Here is an 18,438-nt window from a genome sequence, read left to right as displayed (position 1 = left end):
GCGCATAACCCGAAAATCCATTTCGATTTTCGGGTTATGCGCCAGAGGTTTTTCCGCCGCGGCCAATCGTCCGGTTTGGATTTTCCAGGCGCCATGATAATGAGCGCTCCGATAAATGGAATGGGCCAAGGACAGATATCATGCAGGACAGGACGCATCTCGTCGACGACATCACCGGTCATCGCCGCATGCGGCGCAACCGCAAGGCGGATTGGACACGCCGGCTGGTGCAGGAGAACCGGCTGACGGTCGATGACCTGATCTGGCCGATCTTCATCGTGCCGGGTTCCGGCATCATCGATCCGATCCCGGCCATGCCGGGCGTCAACCGCATGAGCATCGACAAGGCCGTGGAAGCCGCGCGCGAAGCGGCCGGCCTCGGCATTCCGGCGCTTGCCACCTTTCCGAATATCGAGATGGAACTGCGTGACGAGACCGGCTCGAACAGCCTCGAGGCCAACAATCTGATCAATCAGACGACGGCGGCGATCAAGAAGGCGGTGCCCAATATCGGCGTCATTACCGACGTCGCGCTCGATCCCTTCACCAGCCACGGCCATGACGGCATTCTCAGGGGCGGCGAGATCGTCAACGACGAGACCGTTGACCAGGTCGCACGCGCCGCCGTCATGCAGGCGGATGCCGGCGCAGACATCATCGCGCCGTCGGAGATGATGGACGGGCGCATCGGCGCGATCCGCATGGCGCTCGATGCGGCCGGCCACCAGAGCGTCGGCATCATGAGCTATGCGACGAAATTCGCCTCCGCCTTCTACGGTCCCTATCGCGAGGCGATCTCGACGGGCGGGCTGCTGAAAGGCGACAAGAAGACCTATTATATCGACCCCGCCAACGGCACCGAGGCAATCCGCGACGCGGCCCTCGACGTCGAAGAAGGCGCCGACATGCTGATGGTCAAGCCCGGCCTGCCCTATCTCGATATCTGCTGGCGGATGAAGGAGGCCTTCGGCCTGCCGACCTTCGCTTACCAGGTTTCCGGCGAATATACGCAGATCAAGGCGGCGGCGATGAACGGCTGGATCGATGGCGAGCGGGCGATGCTCGAAACGCTGCTGTCGTTCAAGCGGGCGGGATGCGACGGTGTCCTCACCTATTTCGCGGTCGAAGTGGCGAAAATTCTCGCAAAGCGGTGACTGCATAATTCCTTAAATCGGAATCGATTTAAGGATAAAATTATGCAGCGATTCAAAGTGCTACAGCGTCCTTCGCGCATCTCAAAAGACGCGCGGCGTTGTAGTGCATGATGCCGAAAAGGGTCCGCGGTTTTCGGACGACATCATGCTCCATTTCTTTAATTTAGATGCGGATGGTTTTGGGCCGATCCGGCCTAAAACCATTCGCATCTGGGGCAGATTATTGCATTTTGCCCTGCCGATACCATATCAGCGGCATCGCTTTTCCTGAGGAGATTGAGATGAGCTACAACCCCAATCCGCTTTATGCCGCCCCGGAGGACTGGCGCGCCTATAGCGGCGTGTTGAGCCGCCGGGTCTTCGCCTTCATTCTCGACTATGTCATCGTGGCGCTGCTCTGCATTCCCGCGGCGATCGTGCTGTTCTTCCTGTCGATCGTCACGCTGGGGCTCGGCTTCTTTCTCTACCCTGCCCTCTTCGTCATCGTCGCCGGCATTTACTTCGGCCTGACTGTGGGCGGGCCGAGCCAGGCCTCGCTCGGCATGCGCGCGATGGGTATCGCGATCGTGCGCATCGATGGACGGCCGATGGATTTCATGACGGCGATCGTGCATCTGGCGCTGTTCTGGATCCTCAACTCGGTGCTGACGCCGCTCATCCTGCTTGCCGGCCTGTTTATCGAGCGCAGCCGTCTCGTCCACGACCTGCTGGTCGGCACGGCGACGGTGCGCACAGCCTGATACCTTGGCTGAAACCCTAAATGCGATCCCGGGGCGGAGACGAAATAAAGTCTCCGCCTTCTCTTTGCGGACGGGCGCCAGCGCTCCATATTTAAAATTAGAAGACTGATATGAAGGGCGAAAAACGCCCCGCTGTTGACGTTTTTTATTCTTAGGTCATGCTGTCAGGAAACGGCACGGTCTCGACAAGGAAATTTCCGCGACAAATGAATACGCAGACGACGCCATCACCGCAGTTTTATCTGACGGCTCCGGCTGCGTGTCCGTACCTGCCGCATGAGATGGAGCGAAAGGTGTTCACCCATCTGGTCGGCCCGCGCGCCGCCGAGATGAACGACATCCTGACGCAGGGCGGTTTCCGCCGCTCGCAGAACATCGCTTATCGCCCGGCCTGCGAATCCTGTCGCGCCTGCGTTTCCGTGCGAATTCTCGCCCAGGAGTTCGAGCCGACGAAATCGATGAAGCGGGTGCTTGGCGCCAATTCCGACGTCATCGCCACCGAATTCGCAGCCCAACCTTCCAGCGAACAATATTCGCTCTTCCGACGCTATCTCGATTTTCGCCACCAGCAGGGCGGCATGTCCGACATGACCGTGCTCGACTATGCAATCATGGTGGAAGACACGCATGTGAATACGAGAATCATCGAATATCGCCGGCGCGAGGAAGGCTCCGGACTGGAGCAGCGACCAAAGGGCGAGTTGCTGGCTGCCGCCCTTACCGACACGATGAGCGACGGGCTGTCGATGGTCTATTCCTATTTCAATCCGGCGCTTGAACGGCGTTCGCTCGGCACTTTCATGATTCTCGACCATGTCAGGCGCACAAAAGCGCTGGGACTGCCGCATGTCTACCTCGGCTACTGGGTTCAAGGGTCGCGGAAAATGGACTACAAGACGCGCTTCCAGCCGCAGGAGCATCTGACCCCGCGCGGCTGGGAACGCTTCGATCCCTCGTCCATGCCCGAGAGCACCCACGACTGAATGTTCCCCACCGCTCTTTCCGACCATCGGAAGGGCCTGCTGCTGACGGCGATCGGCGGGCTGGCGCTTTCCGTGGATATCCCGCTCATGCGGCTCGCCGACGGCGAGCTGTGGTCGATCCTTGCCGCGAGAAGCATCGCGACCCTTGGCGTGACGCTTCTGGTAGCCACAGTGCTCAGGATCGCCAAGGGGCGATGGCCAGTGCTCGTGCCGGGGTGGCCGGGCCTCGTCACCGGCCTGCTCTACGGGCTGACGACGGTGGTCTTCCTTCTTGCCGTTTTCAACACGTCGACGGCCAATGTCGTTTTCATCGTCGCCTTCAATCCGATGTTCGCCGCGCTGCTTTCCTGGATTTTCCTCAAGGAGCGGCCGGCGCTAGCTACGCTGATCGCCATGGCAGCGATGATCGTCGGCGTCGGTCTGATCGTGCGGGACGGGCTTTCGGGCGGCCATCTCTTCGGCGATATCATGGCGCTGCTGACCGCCTTCATCATTGCCGCCGCCATCACCATCAGCCGCGCCTCGCGCCGGGAGATGGGCTTCGTCTCCCTGCTTTCGACGGTGCTGCCGGCGGCGGTCGGCCTGATCTCGGTCATGCCAGCCGGCGGTTTTTCGATCGAGCATCCCGCCTGGATCCTCTTCAACGGCGCGGTGATGATGCCGCTTGCCTTCTGGTGCCTGGCGACCGGGCCGCGTTACCTCTCTGCGCCTGAGGTCGGCATGTTCTACCTGCTCGAAACCGTTCTCGCACCGATCTGGGTCTGGCTGATCTTTGCGGAAACGCCGACGACCATGACACTGGTCGGCGGCGGCATCCTGGTGGCGGCGATCGCAGCCCATTCCGTCTGGATGGTGCGGAGGAAAAGCATCGTTCAAATGGCAGGCTAGGACGGTCTCGCCTGCTCGGCCTCATGTTATAACGCCGCTATCACAGAGGATAAAACGATGAACGTCACAATCCGCAAGATCGGCAATTCCGAGGGTATTATCATCCCTAAAGAGGTGCTGCAGCGGTTGGGCCTGAGCAGCGGCGACAGCCTCGAACTGCGAGAGATCGAGGGTAATATTCAGCTTGTACCGGAATCGGCGGATCTTGCCGAGCAAATGCGGGCGGCCCGCATCGGTATGGAAAAATATCGGGTGGCACTCCGTGAACTCGGGAAATGATACGGCTTCAGTGGCTGAGCCGCCAAGCGATTGAATATGCACGATGAGCATGGCGGTCTGCCTGGCCTGCGGGATGCCAATGCATTGGAAACCTTAGCGCGCCCGCTTAACAAGGCTGCATACGGCGAGACCGACATCTTCGTACTCGCCGCAGCCTATCTCTATGCCATTGTTAGAAACCACCCATTCGCGGATGGAAACAAGCGTACCGGCTATCTCGCGGCGTTTACGTTTCTCTACATCAACCGCTATGTCATCAATGCCGAAAGCGCAGGTCATTGTATTTGTACTAGAGGTAGCCGCAGGCGAGATCGACGAGGAAGGTGCGACCCGCTTCCTTCGAGATTTCAGCATACCGCTCAACCCGTCGCCTTGAACTGCTGCTGCTCCAGTTCCCTGCCAAGCCCTTCGACCACATGCGCCCAGCCTTGCCGGGTCTTTTCCTCGTGTTCGGCCCATTCGGCGCACATTTCGTGGGTCAGCGTCAGACGACTGCCGCCGCCAAGAGGCTCGATGTTGATTTCGACACGGTCGCAATTGTGGTCGTGTTCCTCGACGGAAAAGCTGAAGACCATGCGCTGCGGGCGCTTCAGTTCCAAAAAGACGCCCTGGTGGAAGGCGTCGCCGGTCGGGCGGCGGTCGACGACGAAGAAACGGCCGCCGACATGCGGATCGATATCGGCGCGGATGACGTGACCGTCATCGGTCGCAAACAGGAAGCGGCGGGCGATTTCGGGGTTGAGCCAGGCGTCGTAGACAACGGCGGGCGGCACCCTATAGGTGTGGCTGACATGCAGTTTGATGGTGCTGGCGGGCATCTATTTTCCTCCGGTAATGGCGCGCGCACTCCTCCCGTGCGCGGCCTGCGGCCATTCCGTCCGCCTCCGGAGCCGGCCTGCTCATATTTTTGCTAACAGGATTGAAATAGAGGAATTGTCGCGCCCGCCAAGACTCGGGCGCGGAATTTACTGCATCTAAGTTTTACAGCGTTCTTTGCGCGTCTGAAAAGACGCGCGGTGCTCTCGTGCCTCAGCCGGCGAATTTACCGCTGCGCGGGAAGCCCTTTGGCACGGTGCGGCCGGCGGTGGCGCGGTCGGCCAGCCATTCGGCAAGTTCATCCTTGTTCTTCGTGAAGGTGCGGCCGGCGCTGTCTTCCCAGACGAGGCCGTCTGATATCGCGAAGCAACGGACGTCGGAAATGCCGCCATCCTTGTAACGCTGCAGACGCACGCCCTTGCCGCGCGACATTTCCGGCACCTGCGCCAGCGGGAATACCAGCAGCTTGCGGTTTTCGCCGACGACGGCGACATGGTCGCCGCTGACGGGCACGAGCAGCTGCGTTTCCTCGGGCAGCCCGACGTTCATGATCTGCTTGCCCTTGCGCGTATTGGCGACCAGTTCGGCTTCAGGCACGACGAAGCCGTTGCCGGCGGTCGAGACGATCAGCTGCTTGCGCGAGGGATCATGGACAAAAGCGGTCAGCACCGCCTGGTCGTTATCCATATCGACGATGATGCGTAGCGGCTCGCCATGACCGCGGCCGCCCGGCAGCTTGTCGCCGCCGAGCGTGAACGCCTTGCCGCCTGTCGTGACGATCAGGATCTTGTCCGTCGTCTGCGCCGGGAAGGCGATCTTCAAGCCGTCACCTTCCTTGAAGGTCAGCGTTGCCGTATCGGCGATATGGCCCTTCAATGCGCGGATCCAGCCCTTTTCGGAAATGACGACGGTGATCGGTTCCTTCTCGATCATCGCCTGCTGGATTGCTTCCTCGTCAGTCTCGGGCGCGTCGGCAAACTGGGTGCGGCGGCGGCCGACCTCCGTTGCCTTGGCGAATTTCTTCTTCACCTCACCGATTTCCCAGGCGACCGTCTGCCATTGCTTGTCGTCGGAGGAAAGCAACGCCTCGATCTCGCCCTTTTCCTTGGTGAGTTCGTCGAATTCCTTGCGGATCTCGAACTCTTCCAGCTTGCGCAAGGCGCGCAACCGCATATTGAGGATCGCCTCGACCTGATTGTCGGTGAGATCCCAGCGCGCCATCATGACCGGCTTCGGCTCGTCCTCCTCGCGGATGATGCGGATGACCTCATCGATGTTGAGGTAGGCGACCAGCAGGCCGCTGAGGATTTCGAGGCGTCTGTCGATCGCGGCGAGACGGAAGCGCGAGCGGCGCTGCAGAACTTCGCGGCGGTGGTCCAGCCACTCCCTCAGCACCTCGTTCAGCGCCATGACCCGCGGGATGCGGCCCATGGAGAGCACGTTCATGTTGAGCGGGAAGCGGCTTTCGAGCTCCGTCAGCTTGAACATCGATTCCATCAGGATCGTCGGATCGACGCTGCGTGTCTTCGGCACCAGCACGACACGAATGTCCTCGGCCGATTCGTCGCGGATATCTTCCAGCAGCGGCAGCTTGCGGGCGATCAGCAGCTCGGCGATCTTCTCGATCAGCCGCGATTTCTGCACCTGGAAGGGAATTTCGGTGATGACGATCTGGTAGCCGCCGCGACCGAGATCTTCCGTCTGCCATTTCGCCCGCACGCGGAAACCGCCGCGGCCGGTGCGGTAGCTCTCGATGATGCTGTCGCGGCTGTCGATGATGATGCCGCCGGTGGGGAAATCCGGGCCGGGAATGAATTCGACGAGTTTTTCGACGGTCGCATCCGGATGCTTGATCAGATGCAGGGCGGCATCGCAAAGCTCGTGGGCATTGTGCGACGGGATCGAGGTCGCCATGCCGACGGCGATGCCGGAGGAGCCGTTGGCGAGCAGGTTCGGAAAGGCGCCGGGAAGGACGACCGGCTCGGAATTCGATTCGTCGTAAGTGTCGCGGAAATCGACGGCATCCTGATCGATGCCTTCAAGCAGCAGCTCGGAGACCGCCGTCATCTTCGATTCGGTGTAACGCATGGCGGCGGGGCTGTCGCCGTCGATATTGCCGAAATTGCCCTGGCCGTTGACCAGCGTGTAGCGCTGCGAGAAATCCTGGGCGAGACGGGCAAGCGCGTCGTAGATCGACTGGTCGCCGTGCGGATGGTAGTTACCCATCACCTCGCCGACGATCTTGGCGCATTTTCTGAAGGCCGAGTTCGGCCTCAGCCCCATTTCGTTCATCGCATAGACGATGCGGCGGTGAACGGGCTTCAGCCCGTCGCGCACGTCAGGCAGGGCACGGTGCATGATGGTCGACAGCGCATAGGCAAGGTAACGCTGCTCGAGCGCCGCCTTGAGGTCGACCGGTTGGATATGATCGTCGTCTCCGCCGGAAGGCGGCAAAATCTCTTGTCCCATAGGTCCTGACTAGCTCAGAAGCGGCCGGCGGGCAAGGAATCCGGGCCATTACGGCTGTGGATGAAGTCTTGGGACTGACATCAAAGGATGAGACAAACGTTCCGCCGCAATTTGGACTTCGTTTGCCGTTCCTCTCAACAGAAATTTAGAGATCCGCAAATATAAAGCTGGCCCAATCCGTAGTAGCGTAACTGCAGATTTCCAACCGCCACCACGCCACCAGAGGAAACACCCCATGAACTTTTCCCGGACAACGCGGCTGATGCTGTCGGGCGCCGCCTTTTTCTCGCTCGCCGGTTCGGCTTTCGCTCTCGACGGCGCCGATCTGCTGAAGAAGCTCAACGCCGCCTATGCCGTCCAGGGCGGAACGATTTCGGCTGACGCCGTCGATATCGACGGCACGACCGCGACGCTGAAGAATGTCACCGTCAAATCGGCCGGCGGCGAAAGCCTGGCCGTCGGCGAAGTCACCCTTTCCGGCGTCGAAGAAGACGAGGATGGCGGCTATTACATCGAAGAGGCCGCCTTCCCCGATATCAACACCACGAAAGACGGCGTCACGGTAACGGCGCAGGAGCTGACGCTCGGCGGCATCTCGATCCCGGCAACGGCGGGCGGCGACACGCTCGATACCATGATGCTCTACGAAACCGCCCATACCGGCCCGCTGAAGGTGGTCAAGGACGGCGCGGAAATGTTCTCGGTGCTCGAAAGCGACGTCAACCTGACACTGCGCGAAGACGAATCCGGCTTCGATTTCGACGGCGCCTTCAAAAGCATGAAGGCCGATCTCAGCAAAGCCGAGGATCCGCAGAGCAAAGACGCGATCGAGAAGCTTGCCCTGCAGCACATCCAGGGCGACATCACCATGAAGGGCGCCTGGGAACTTGCCCCCGGCACGATCGACATTTCGGAATTTGCCTTCGACTTCACCAACATCGGCAAGCTGAACCTTGGCTTCAAGATCTCGGGCTATACGATGGCCTTCGTGAAGTCGCTGCAGGATGCGATGAAGCAATCCGAAGCCAGTGCGAACAAGGAAGAATCGCAGCAGGCGCTCGGCCTTGCCATGCTCGGCCTGATGCAGCAGCTGTCCTTCGAGGCAGCACAGGTGCGCTTCGAAGATGCCTCGATCACCAAGCGTGCGCTGGATTATGCCGGTTCGCAGCAGAACATGTCGGGCAAGCAGATGGCGGATTCGCTGAAAGCGATGACGCCGATCATGCTGGCGCAGCTCAATATCCCGGAACTGCAGAACGCCGTTTCGGCTGCCGTCAACACCTTCCTCGACGATCCGAAGAGCCTGACCGTCAAGGCCGCTCCCGAAAAGCCGGTGCCGTTCCCGACGATCGTGGGCGCCGCCATGGGTGCTCCGAACACACTGCCGCAAGTGCTCGGCGTCAAGGTTACCGCCAACGACTGATCGCTTCGATCTTGCGATGAAAGGCCCGGCAGTCCGTGAACTGCCCCCAAAGGTTGACGTCCAACTTTCGGGGGCAGTTCACGGACTGCCGGGCCTTTTCGTTTTCAGGCGTGGTGGCGGGCGACTTCAGAAATGGCGAAGCTTGCGATATCAAGCAATTCTTCAAGAGATGCGCCGTCCCTCGCCTGCACCGACATGCCCTGGATGATGGCACCGAGGAACCGTGCGAGTGCGCGAGGGTTCGTCCCGGCCTTGATATCACCCTCGCGGATGCCACGCTCGATCCTTGCCGTGAAAGCGTCCAGCGACCGACGACGCATCGCCGCAACATGGTCGGCGATCACGTCGTTCTCGCTGGCGCAATTCAGCACAGCCGTCGAAATCATGCAGCCTTTAGGATGCTCGGGAGCCGAGAAAATCTCGGCCGAGCCCCGCAATATGCACTCGAAGGCGGAGACGGTGTCGATCGGATCGCCGAGCGCGGAAAACGTGTCGGAGCCCAGCGTTCGGTATTGCTCGAGCGCGGCGCGATAGAGATCGGCCTTCGAGTTGAAGGCGGCATAGAGGCTTTGCGGCGTGATGCCCATAGCGGCAGTGAGATCGGCGATCGAGGCGCCCTCATATCCATGCGCCCAGAAGGTCTCGCGCGCCGCCGACAGCACAGTCTCGCGGTCGAAGGCCGGCGGACGGCCGCGGCGGCGGGTGGCAGGATTTTTCATGTCAGTGCTATTTTTCACAATGATCACTCTAGAAATTCAAAACGGCTTTCTATATTCAGGAACGGTCATTGTGATTATAGAAGGTTTAATCTGATGAGTCTTCCCCTCGAAATGGCAGACGCCGACAGGAATTCATCCCTTGCCGCAGCGGTTGATGCGGCAATCACAAGCGCGCTCGACGACAAACGGCTTGTGGGGACGGTGGTACTCGTTGCCCGCGACGGAGAGATCGTCCATCACCACGCCGACGGCCTTGCCGACCGCGAAAGCGGTCTGCCGATGCGCGAGGACACCATCTTCAGGCTTGCCTCCATCACCAAGCCGATCGTCACCATCGCCGCGATGCGGCTCGTCGAGCAGGCAAGAATCGGGCTCGACGACGCCGTGACGAGATGGCTGCCGGATTTCCGTCCGAGGCTGCCTGACGGCGGAGAGGCGATCATCCGCATCCGCCACCTGCTGACCCATACGTCCGGCCTTGGCTACAGCTTTTCCGAAGAGGACGGCGGTTCCTATATCAGCGCCGGCGTTTCCGACGGCCTTGCCGAACCGGGACTGCCGCTGGCCGAGAACCTGCGGCGGATCGCCAGCGTGCCGCTGCGCTTTGCGCCGGGCAGTGACTGGCAATATTCCGTCGCCATGGATGTTCTGGGCGGCATCATCGAGGCGGAAACGGGAGTGCCGTTGGGCGATGCCGTCGCTGATCTGGTGACGAAACCGCTTGGCCTTGCCGATACCGCGTTTTCCGTGCGCGACCGCCGTCGGCTTGCCGCGGCCTATATGAATGCCTCGCCGGAGCCGGCGCTGATGGGCGAGAATGCGCTGGTGATGTCGCTGATGGGTCCCATCCGCTTCGCGCCGAACCGCATCTTCGACCCCGCCTCCTATCATTCCGGCGGCGCCGGCATGGCGGGAACGGCGGGTGACGTCCTGGCCATACTCGATACCATCCGTAGGGGTGGCGCGCCGCTACTCTCGACCGAAACCGTAGGGATGATGATGACTGACCAAGCCGGCGGGCGCCGCCAGCAGCATGAACCAGGCTCCGGCTTTGGCTTCGGCTGGTCTGTTATCACCAATCCGGCCGAGGCAGGCGTCCCCTTCCCCAAGGGCACGCTGAAATGGGGCGGCGTCTACGGCCATAGCTGGTTCATCGACCCCGTCAACGGGCTGACCGTCGTTGCGCTGACCAACACGACACTGGAAGGCATGTGGGGCAAGTTCACAGTCGATCTTCGCGAGGCGATCTACGCGGCATTGTGAGCGACCGAACCAAACGAAAAGCCCGGCGATTTGCCGGGCTTTTGCATTCGGGATCAGACGATCTCAGTCCTTCTTGACCGGCGGGATCGGCCGGATAGAGAGCTCACGCAGTTGCGTCGGCGTTGCCGGGCTCGGCGCGCCCATCAGCAGGTCCTGGGCCTGCTGGTTCATCGGGAAGAGCGAGATTTCGCGCAGGTTCTTCGCGCCGACGAGCAGCATGACGATACGGTCGATGCCGAAAGCAGCACCGCCATGCGGCGGCGCGCCGTACTGGAAGGCGCGGTAGAGGCCGCCGAAACGGTCTTCGACATCCTGCTGGCTGAGGCCGACCTTCTCGAAGGCGGCGACCATGGTTTCCGGCGACTGGTTACGGATCGAGCCCGAGGCGATTTCGAAGCCGTTGCAGACGGCGTCATACTGGAACGCCTTGATCGTCAGCGGATCCTGGTTCTGCAGCGCATCGAGGCCGCCCTGCGGCATTGAGAACGGGTTGTGCGCGAAATCGACCTTCTTTTCTTCCTCGCTCCATTCGAAGAACGGGAAGTCGACGATCCAGCAGAGTTCGAAACGGTCGCGATCGACGAGGTTCAGCTCTTCGCCGGCTTTGGTGCGGGCTTCACCGGCAAACTTGTAGAACTTCGCCGGATCGCCGGCAACGAAGAAGCAGGCGTCACCGTCATCGAGGCCGAGCTGGGTACGGATCGCGTCGGTGCGCTCCTCGCCGATGTTCTTTGCAAGCGGGCCGGCGCCCTCGAGCTTGTCACCTTCCTTGCGCCAGAAGATGTAGCCGAGGCCAGGCTGACCGGTCGACTGCGCCCAGGCATTCATGCGATCGCAGAACGCTCTGGAACCGCCGGTCTTGGCCGGAATAGCCCAGATCTCGACCTTCGGGTTGGAGGCGATCATGCCTGCGAAAACCTTGAAGCCGGAGCCGGCGAAATGTTCGGTGACCGCTTCCATGACGATGGGGTTGCGCAGGTCCGGCTTGTCCGAACCATATTTACGGATCGCCTCGTCGTAGGGGATGCGCGGCCATTCCTTGGTGACCGGCTTGCCTTCGGCGAACTCTTCGAAAATGCCGGTCATCAGCGGACCCATCGTGTCCCAGACGTCTTCCTGGGTGACGAAGCTCATTTCGAGGTCGAGCTGGTAGAATTCGCCCGGCAGGCGATCGGCACGCGGGTCTTCGTCGCGGAAGCAGGGCGCGATCTGGAAGTAGCGGTCGAAGCCTGCAACCATCAGCAGCTGCTTGTACTGCTGCGGCGCCTGCGGCAGCGCATAGAAGGTGCCGGGATGAATGCGCGACGGCACGAGGAAGTCGCGTGCGCCTTCCGGCGAGGAGGCCGTCAGGATCGGCGTCGTATATTCGGTGAAGCCGACATTGCCCATTTCGCGGCGCATGGCGGAGATCACCTGGGTGCGCTTGACGATGTTTTTGTGCAGCGTTTCGCGGCGAAGATCGAGGAAGCGATACTTCAAGCGGACGTCTTCCGGATAATCCGGCTCGCCGAAGACCGGCAGCGGCAGTTCCTTGGCGGCGGAGAGAACTTCGATCTCCTGCGCGTAGAGTTCGATCTCGCCTGTTGCCATGGCCTTGTTGACGGTGTCTTCGGTACGGGCCTTGACGAGGCCGTCGATACGGATGACCCATTCGCCACGCACGGTTTCCGCCATCTTGAAGGCCGGGCTGTCGGGATCGGCGACGACCTGAGTGATGCCGTAATGGTCGCGAAGGTCGATGAAAAGAACGCCGCCATGGTCGCGAACGCGGTGAACCCAGCCGGAAATACGGACGGTCGAGCCGACATCCGTCTTGCGGAGGGCGGCGCATGTGTGGCTGCGGTAGCGATGCATGATCTCAAATCCTGGCATGTGGCTTAAGACGGCACAAGGGTTCCAAGACCCTCAAGCGCCGACAAGAAAATCGGGCGGAAAAGCGCATGGACGCTCCGATTTGTCAAGGCTTGGCGCACGCGGCCGGGCGTTTGGCACGCGTTTATGGCGAGGCTGCGACCGGTATGCTGCGGCAGTTTGGCCGCGTTTCCTGTATTGATGAAGATGTCGGTCAACTTTACAAGGATCGGCATTCTCATCGTGGAGCCTCCGCATGCCTCTCCTGACCCGCCGCAACCTCTTGAAGGCATCCGCTGTCGCGGGCGCCTATGGTGTCGGCATCGGCGTTGCCGGTAAATTCGGGCTTGCCGAGGCAGCTCCCGAGCCGCAGCTGCTGACGGCAGTGAAAACCGAAGCCATGCTGACCGAGGCGGGACCGACCAGGGATATCATGAGCTGGGGTCATGACGGCATGCCGCCGGTTCTGAGGATGACAAAGGGGCGACCCTATGCGGCGCGGCTGAAAAACGGCCTCGACGAGCCGACGACGATCCACTGGCACGGGCTTCGCATCGATAATCGCATGGACGGCGTGCCGTTCATGACGCAGCCCTACATCTATACCGGCGACAGCTTCGATTATGCCTTCACGCCGCCCGATGCCGGCACCTTCTGGTATCATCCGCATTGCAACACGCTGACGCAGATGGGGCACGGCATGACCGGCATCATCGTCGTCGAAGATCCGACCGATCCGGAGTTCGATGCCGAAGTGGTGCTGAACCTGCGTGACTGGCGGCTCGGCGGCGACGGGCAATTCATCGCTCCCTTCCGGCCGCGGGACGCTGCCAAGACCGGTACCTACGGCACGGTGCGCACCGCCAACTGGCATCAGGAACCGCGATATGACGCGCCAGCCGGCGGACTGGTGCGGCTGCGCATCGCCGTGACCGACGTGACGCGGATCTTCTCGCTGAAGATGGAAGGCGCCGATGCGACCGTGATTGCGATCGACGGCAATCCGGTGCCGAAGCGCTTTTCCCTCGACCTCCTGCAGATCGGACCGGGTCAACGGCTCGATCTTGCAGTGCGCATGCCGGATGGTGAAGGTGCGGTCGCAACGCTCGAGGATATCCGCGGCACGACGCCGAAGACGATCGCCAGCCTGCGCGCGGTCGGATCATCGCTGAAGCGCGATATCGGCGATCTCGGGCCGCTTGTCGAGAATCCCGTCCCGAAAGCCGATCTTTCCGCCGCTGAGCAGATCCCGTTGATACTGAGCGCCACCGCCGAGAATGCCGCTATTGAAAGCATCTGCGGCACGCTGGGCTACAGTTTCTGGGCAATCAACAAGGTGCCGTGGCCAGGCGATACGCCCGATCCGACGGCGCCGCTTGCGGAATTGAAGCTCGGCAAGAGCTATGTCTTTAATCTGGAGAATACTACGCCGCATGCCCATCCGATTCATCTGCACGGGATGAGCTTCACGGTGGTCTCCTCCTCGACGCGCGAGGTGATGCCGCAGGTGTCCGATACCTATCTCATTCAGCCGGACGAGAAGGTGCAGCTTGCCTTCGTCGCCGACAATCCCGGCGACTGGCTGCTGCATTGCCATATCATCGAGCATCAGAAGACGGGGATGACGAGCTATCTCAGGGTAAGCTGAGACAGCCCGCGCTTTCGCCGCGATTGCAGCTTTGCTTCGCGCCGGCGTTCGCGCCATGCCTCAGTTTAGACGTGATTCTTCGCCAGCAATGCTCGAAGCGTATGCTGTTGTATTGACATATCGAACCGAAAGGAGAAGGAAGGTTTAACCGACCTTTTCCTTGCGAATGAAATGATATGATCGAAACCACCGCCGATTTGGCGGCCGCCTGCAAAGAGCTGGCCAAGTCCGACTTCATCACCATCGACACCGAATTCCTGCGCGAAACGACCTTCTGGCCGGAGCTCTGCCTGATCCAGATGGCAAGCCCGACGACGGAAGTTCTCGTCGATCCGCTGGCCAAGGGCATCGATCTCGCCCCCTTCTTCGAGCTGATGGCCGATCCGAAGGTGCTGAAGGTCTTTCACGCGGCGCGCCAGGATATCGAAATCATCTTCAATCGCGGCAATCTCATTCCGCATCCGATCTTCGACACGCAGGTCGCCGCCATGGTCTGCGGCTTCGGCGACAGCGTCTCCTATGACCAGTTGGTCAGCCGCATCAAGAACGTCCATATCGACAAGTCGTCGCGCTTCACCGACTGGAGCCGCCGGCCGCTCTCGGACAAACAGCTGGATTATGCGCTGGCTGACGTCACCCACCTGCGCGACGTCTACCTGTCGCTGAAGGCGGAACTCGATCGCGAAGGCCGCACCTCCTGGCTCTCCGAGGAAATGGACATTCTCGAGTCGCGCGAAACCTACGACATGCATCCCGACGATGCCTGGCAGCGGCTGAAGATGCGTCTGCGCAAGCCGCAGGAGCTGGCGATCCTGAAATATGTCGCCGCCTGGCGCGAACGCGAGGCGCGGGCCCGCAACGTGCCGCGTTCGCGGGTGCTGAAGGATGATGCGATCTACGAGATCGCCCAGCAGCAACCCAAGGATACCGAGGCGCTCGGCCGTCTGCGCACCATTCCAAAGGGCTGGGAGCGCTCGACTTCCGGTGCCGCGGTCATCGAGGCCGTCAACACGGCGCTTGCTCTTCCGAAGGCCGATATGCCGCATGTGCCACGCCAGGCGCAGGCGCCCGAAGGGGCCGCTGCTGCCGTCGAATTGTTGAAGGTGCTGCTGAAGCTGATTTCGGAAAAACACGGCGTGGCGCCGAAGGTCATCGCCAACAGCGAGGATCTCGACAGGATCGCCGCCGAGGGCGAGAAGGCCGAAGTGGCTGCCCTGCACGGCTGGCGGCGCGATCTTTTCGGCGAGCCGGCACTGCAGCTGATCCAGGGCGCAATCGCCTTGCGTTTCGTCGACCGGAAGGTCGAAACCGTCAGCCTCTGAGGTTGCTGCCTAACTCCTTAAATCGGACTCGATTTAAGGGTAAAATTATGCAGCAATTCAAAGTGCTACAGCGTCCTTAGTGGCTCTCGAAAAGACACGCTAAGGACGCTGTAGTTTCGAATTCGCTTGACGGTTTTTTCCGGCCTGAAACAATGGGCGGGAAGTGACATCACGGCGCAGAGGCGGCATGCGGGAAATATCTCCGACGCAGAATTGGATCCTGATCGCGATCGTCCTCGCGGCCAGCGGCGTCATGTATGATCTGATGTTCTACTCCAACCAGACGCCCGTCATTGGCGCGATCTTCGCGCTCTTCATCGGCATGCCGATCATCGCCTTCGAGCGCAAGGTGCTGTTTCGCCGGCTCTACAGGCGCATCCAGAAGCTGCCGACCTTCGCCTTCATCATTACCGAGCTGGTGATCTACGAGATCCTGATGAGCATCGGCTTTGCCTGCGCCGGCCTGCTGCTCTGGTCGTTCGCCATGCTGAAGCCGGCATCGCTCCTCGATCTCGTCATCATGCCGTTCGAGGTCTTCCTCTATGCGCTGACGGTCTGCGCGCTGCTGATCTTCGTCTTGCGCGTGCGAGAGCTGCTCGGCCGCGAGGTTTTCCTCAGCATGCTCATTAGCCGCTACCGCAACCCGGTTAGGGAAGAGCGTGTCTTCCTGTTCATCGATCTCGTCGATTCGACGGCTTTTGCCGAAAAGCACGGCGACCTCAGGGCGCAGCAGCTGCTGAGCTCGCTGTTTGCGACTTTCGCCGAACCGGTCAGGCGCCACAAGGGCATGATCAACGACTATGTCGGCGATGCGGCGATCATCACTTGGCCGCTTGCCCGCGGCGTCAAAAATGCGCGCTGCGTGCGCTGCATCTTCGATATCCTCGGCGATATCGAAGCCAATGCCGCCGGCTGGCGGAAAAGCTATGGGCAGGTGCCGAAGCTCCGCGCCGCCCTTCATGGAGGCGAAATCATCACCGCCGAAATCGGCGTCGACCATCACAAGATCAGCTATTTCGGCGACACGGTGAACACCACTGCCCGGCTGGAGACGCTCTGCCGCAGCCTGAACCGGCCGGTGCTGATCTCCACTGAGCTTGCCCGGCGCATGAACTTTCCCGACGACGTCAGCTGCGAGGATCTCGGCACTCACGCCGTGAAGGGGCGCGGCCAGGCGCTCGGCGTGATGGCGCTTTCCTCGCGCGCAGTCACCGTGTTGAACACGCCGGCGGTCATTCTGCACGGCTGAGCAAGGGCTCTGCCGCATCGGCCCGAAAATCGGAATCGATTTTCGGAAAGCACGATGCGAGAATTGAAAGTGTTGCAGCGTCCTTTGCGCGTCAGAGGAGACGCGCTGCGCTGTAAGTACGTCACCAAAGCTTCACCCAACCGTCAATTCGCTGACATTAAAGCCCTGCTAAGCGGAAGGCCTTTGCAATCCGTTCCACGGGGATATTATGAAGAACGTCCTTTTTGCTTCCGTATCGCTTTTCATCCTGGTCGCCGGCTCCGCTTCGGCCGACCAGCAGCAGTTCCCGGCCAAGCTCGCCGGCCAGGCGATCCTGCCTGCCAACACCATGGTTCTGGCACCGGCCGATGCCCCCGAATTCCTCAAGCATGCCGGCAAGTTTACGACGCCTGACCGCAAGCGCACCGAAGCGCTCGGCACCGTTCCCGGTAAGGACGGCGCCCGTGTCACCGATCTGAAGCTTCCCTTCGACGGCCAGCCGATCCAGGGATTCTCCGGCGTCAAGACGATGACCGACGGCACGTTCTGGACGCTCTCCGACAACGGCTTCGGCTCGAAGTCCAACTCGTCGGACTCCATGCTTTTCCTGCACCAGATGAAGTTTGACTGGGCCGGCAACAAGGCTGAGGTCGTCAAGAACCTCTTCCTCTCCGACCCCAACAAGATTGCTCCGTTCCCGATCGTGCTTGAAGGTACTGACACGCGCTATCTCACCGGTGCCGACTTCGACATCGAATCGATCCAGCCGGTTGCCGACGGCTTCTGGCTCGGCGACGAATTCGGTCCCTACATCCTGAAGTTCGACACCGCTGGCCGCCTCACCGACGTCATTCCGACGACGCTCGACGGCAAGCCGGTGCTTTCGCCCGACAATCCGCTTCTCTCGGTTCCATCAAACCCGGCCGCCAAGATGCCGGTCTTCAACCTGAAGCGCTCCGGCGGCTTCGAAGGCCTCGCTATGTCGAAGGACGGCGCCAAGCTCTACGGCCTGCTCGAAGGGGCCATCTACAAGGATGACGGCACTGTGGAAACCATCGATGGCCACACCGCCATCCGCGTCATCGAATTCGATGTCGCCTCCAAGAAGTGGACCGGCCGCAGCTGGCTTTATCCGTTCGAAGACAAGGGGGTATCGATCGGCGACTTCAACATGCTCGACGACACCACCGCTCTCGTCATCGAGCGCGATAACGGCGCCGGCACGACGGACAAGGCCTGCGCCGATCCGAAGCAGCCGAAGCCGGATTGTTTCGAAGCTCCGGCCGTGCTGAAGCGCGTCTACAAGATCGAGTACAACGATGCCAATGTCGGCAAGGCGGTCCGCAAGATCGGCTATATCGACCTCCTGAACATCCAGGACCCCGACAACAAGAAGAAGGCCGGCAGCAAGGACGGCGTCTACGACATGCCATTCGTGACGATCGAAAACGTCGACCGCGTCGACGCCACGCACATCATCATCGGCAACGACAACAACCTGCCCTTCTCGGCCGGCCGCGCCGTCGACAAGGCTGACAATAACGAGTTCAGCCTGCTCGAAGTCGGCGAGTTCCTGAACGCGAAGTAATTCGGCGTTCTGGTGTGAAATGCAGAGGGTGGCGCGAAGGCGCCGCCCTTTTTGTTCTTGGCTGCTT

16 protein-coding genes and 1 pseudogene are annotated in these 18,438 nt (G+C 60.9%); 12 read left to right on the top strand and 5 right to left on the bottom strand.

The genetic code is table 11. The features are described 5' to 3' along the window. Positions 1–140: 140 nt before the first annotated feature. From hemB to ACD590_RS06600, 6 genes and pseudogenes are all read left to right on the top strand, one after another. Positions 141–1,154 carry a porphobilinogen synthase gene (gene hemB / locus ACD590_RS06625; RefSeq protein ID WP_018447467.1) on the top strand — a complete coding sequence of 338 codons (1,014 nt, stop codon included), beginning with the start codon at positions 141–143 and terminating at the stop codon, positions 1,152–1,154. Between the two features lie 281 nt (positions 1,155–1,435). After that, the gene (locus tag ACD590_RS06620; RefSeq protein WP_018241510.1) at positions 1,436–1,894 is read left to right on the top strand and encodes an RDD family protein; all 459 of its coding nucleotides are present in this window, start codon (positions 1,436–1,438) and stop codon (positions 1,892–1,894) included. A 206-nt stretch (positions 1,895–2,100) separates the two neighbouring features. Next, positions 2,101–2,877, top strand: a complete 777-nt coding sequence (locus ACD590_RS06615) for an arginyltransferase (RefSeq protein WP_018241509.1) — start codon at positions 2,101–2,103, stop codon at positions 2,875–2,877. Continuing rightward, on the top strand, positions 2,878–3,765 hold the full coding sequence (locus tag ACD590_RS06610) for a DMT family transporter (RefSeq protein ID WP_130652154.1): 888 nt from the start codon (positions 2,878–2,880) through the stop codon (positions 3,763–3,765). A gap of 57 nt (positions 3,766–3,822) precedes the next feature. Then, complete coding sequence (locus ACD590_RS06605; RefSeq protein ID WP_018241507.1) at positions 3,823–4,044, top strand: AbrB/MazE/SpoVT family DNA-binding domain-containing protein; 222 nt, start codon at positions 3,823–3,825, stop codon at positions 4,042–4,044. Next, a pseudogene (locus ACD590_RS06600) lies at positions 4,041–4,420 on the top strand (type II toxin-antitoxin system death-on-curing family toxin). Before ACD590_RS06605 ends, ACD590_RS06600 begins: the two are co-directional and overlap by 4 nt. Here the strand turns inward: ACD590_RS06600 and ACD590_RS06595 are convergent. Both ACD590_RS06595 and parC read right to left on the bottom strand, forming a co-directional pair. After that, the gene (locus tag ACD590_RS06595; RefSeq protein WP_018241505.1) at positions 4,404–4,862 is read right to left on the bottom strand and encodes an SRPBCC family protein; all 459 of its coding nucleotides are present in this window, start codon (positions 4,860–4,862) and stop codon (positions 4,404–4,406) included. The pseudogene ACD590_RS06600 and the gene ACD590_RS06595 overlap by 17 nt on opposite strands. A gap of 211 nt (positions 4,863–5,073) precedes the next feature. Next, positions 5,074–7,329 carry a DNA topoisomerase IV subunit A gene (gene parC, locus ACD590_RS06590; protein WP_018241504.1) on the bottom strand — a complete coding sequence of 752 codons (2,256 nt, stop codon included), beginning with the start codon at positions 7,327–7,329 and terminating at the stop codon, positions 5,074–5,076. Between the two features lie 235 nt (positions 7,330–7,564). Here parC and ACD590_RS06585 point away from each other — a divergent pair, with 235 nt between their 5' ends. Beyond that, positions 7,565–8,752, top strand: a complete 1,188-nt coding sequence (locus tag ACD590_RS06585; protein ID WP_018241503.1) for a membrane protein — start codon at positions 7,565–7,567, stop codon at positions 8,750–8,752. A 104-nt stretch (positions 8,753–8,856) separates the two neighbouring features. Here the strand turns inward: ACD590_RS06585 and ACD590_RS06580 are convergent, their stop codons facing one another. Continuing rightward, on the bottom strand, positions 8,857–9,498 hold the full coding sequence (locus ACD590_RS06580) for a TetR/AcrR family transcriptional regulator (protein WP_130652152.1): 642 nt from the start codon (positions 9,496–9,498) through the stop codon (positions 8,857–8,859). 66 nt (positions 9,499–9,564) lie between these two features. On the opposite strand from ACD590_RS06580, the gene ACD590_RS06575 reads away from it, so the two are divergent. Beyond that, a complete protein-coding gene (locus ACD590_RS06575; RefSeq protein WP_018241501.1) occupies positions 9,565–10,734 on the top strand; it encodes a serine hydrolase domain-containing protein in 1,170 nt (389 codons plus the stop codon). 63 nt (positions 10,735–10,797) lie between these two features. Here the strand turns inward: ACD590_RS06575 and aspS are convergent, their stop codons facing one another. Both aspS and ACD590_RS06565 read right to left on the bottom strand, forming a co-directional pair. Next, positions 10,798–12,588, bottom strand: coding sequence for an aspartate--tRNA ligase (gene aspS / locus ACD590_RS06570; protein WP_026188349.1), 1,791 nt, complete (start codon positions 12,586–12,588; stop codon positions 10,798–10,800). A gap of 23 nt (positions 12,589–12,611) precedes the next feature. Next, complete coding sequence (locus tag ACD590_RS06565) at positions 12,612–12,827, bottom strand: hypothetical protein (protein WP_245275419.1); 216 nt, start codon at positions 12,825–12,827, stop codon at positions 12,612–12,614. Positions 12,828–12,841: 14 nt separating this feature from the next. Between ACD590_RS06565 and ACD590_RS06560 the strand changes: the two genes are divergently transcribed. The 4 genes from ACD590_RS06560 to ACD590_RS06545 all read left to right on the top strand — a co-directional run bounded on the left by ACD590_RS06560 (position 12,842) and on the right by ACD590_RS06545 (position 18,371). Continuing rightward, positions 12,842–14,233: a multicopper oxidase family protein gene (locus tag ACD590_RS06560; protein ID WP_439002333.1), complete on the top strand. Its 1,392-nt coding sequence runs from the start codon at positions 12,842–12,844 to the stop codon at positions 14,231–14,233. Positions 14,234–14,409: 176 nt separating this feature from the next. Then, positions 14,410–15,555 carry a ribonuclease D gene (gene rnd / locus ACD590_RS06555; RefSeq protein WP_018241497.1) on the top strand — a complete coding sequence of 382 codons (1,146 nt, stop codon included), beginning with the start codon at positions 14,410–14,412 and terminating at the stop codon, positions 15,553–15,555. A gap of 187 nt (positions 15,556–15,742) precedes the next feature. Then, on the top strand, positions 15,743–16,804 hold the full coding sequence (locus ACD590_RS06550; RefSeq protein WP_018241496.1) for an adenylate/guanylate cyclase domain-containing protein: 1,062 nt from the start codon (positions 15,743–15,745) through the stop codon (positions 16,802–16,804). 208 nt (positions 16,805–17,012) lie between these two features. Next, positions 17,013–18,371, top strand: coding sequence for an esterase-like activity of phytase family protein (locus tag ACD590_RS06545; RefSeq protein ID WP_439002332.1), 1,359 nt, complete (start codon positions 17,013–17,015; stop codon positions 18,369–18,371). Positions 18,372–18,438 lie beyond the last annotated feature (67 nt).

The organism is Rhizobium sp. 862_C5_N1_2, assembly GCF_051811205.1.
GTDB lineage: Bacteria > Pseudomonadota > Alphaproteobacteria > Rhizobiales > Rhizobiaceae > Rhizobium > Rhizobium leguminosarum.
The sequence above is the reverse complement of the archived record's forward strand: the minus strand, read 5'-3'. Positions and strand labels throughout refer to the sequence as shown.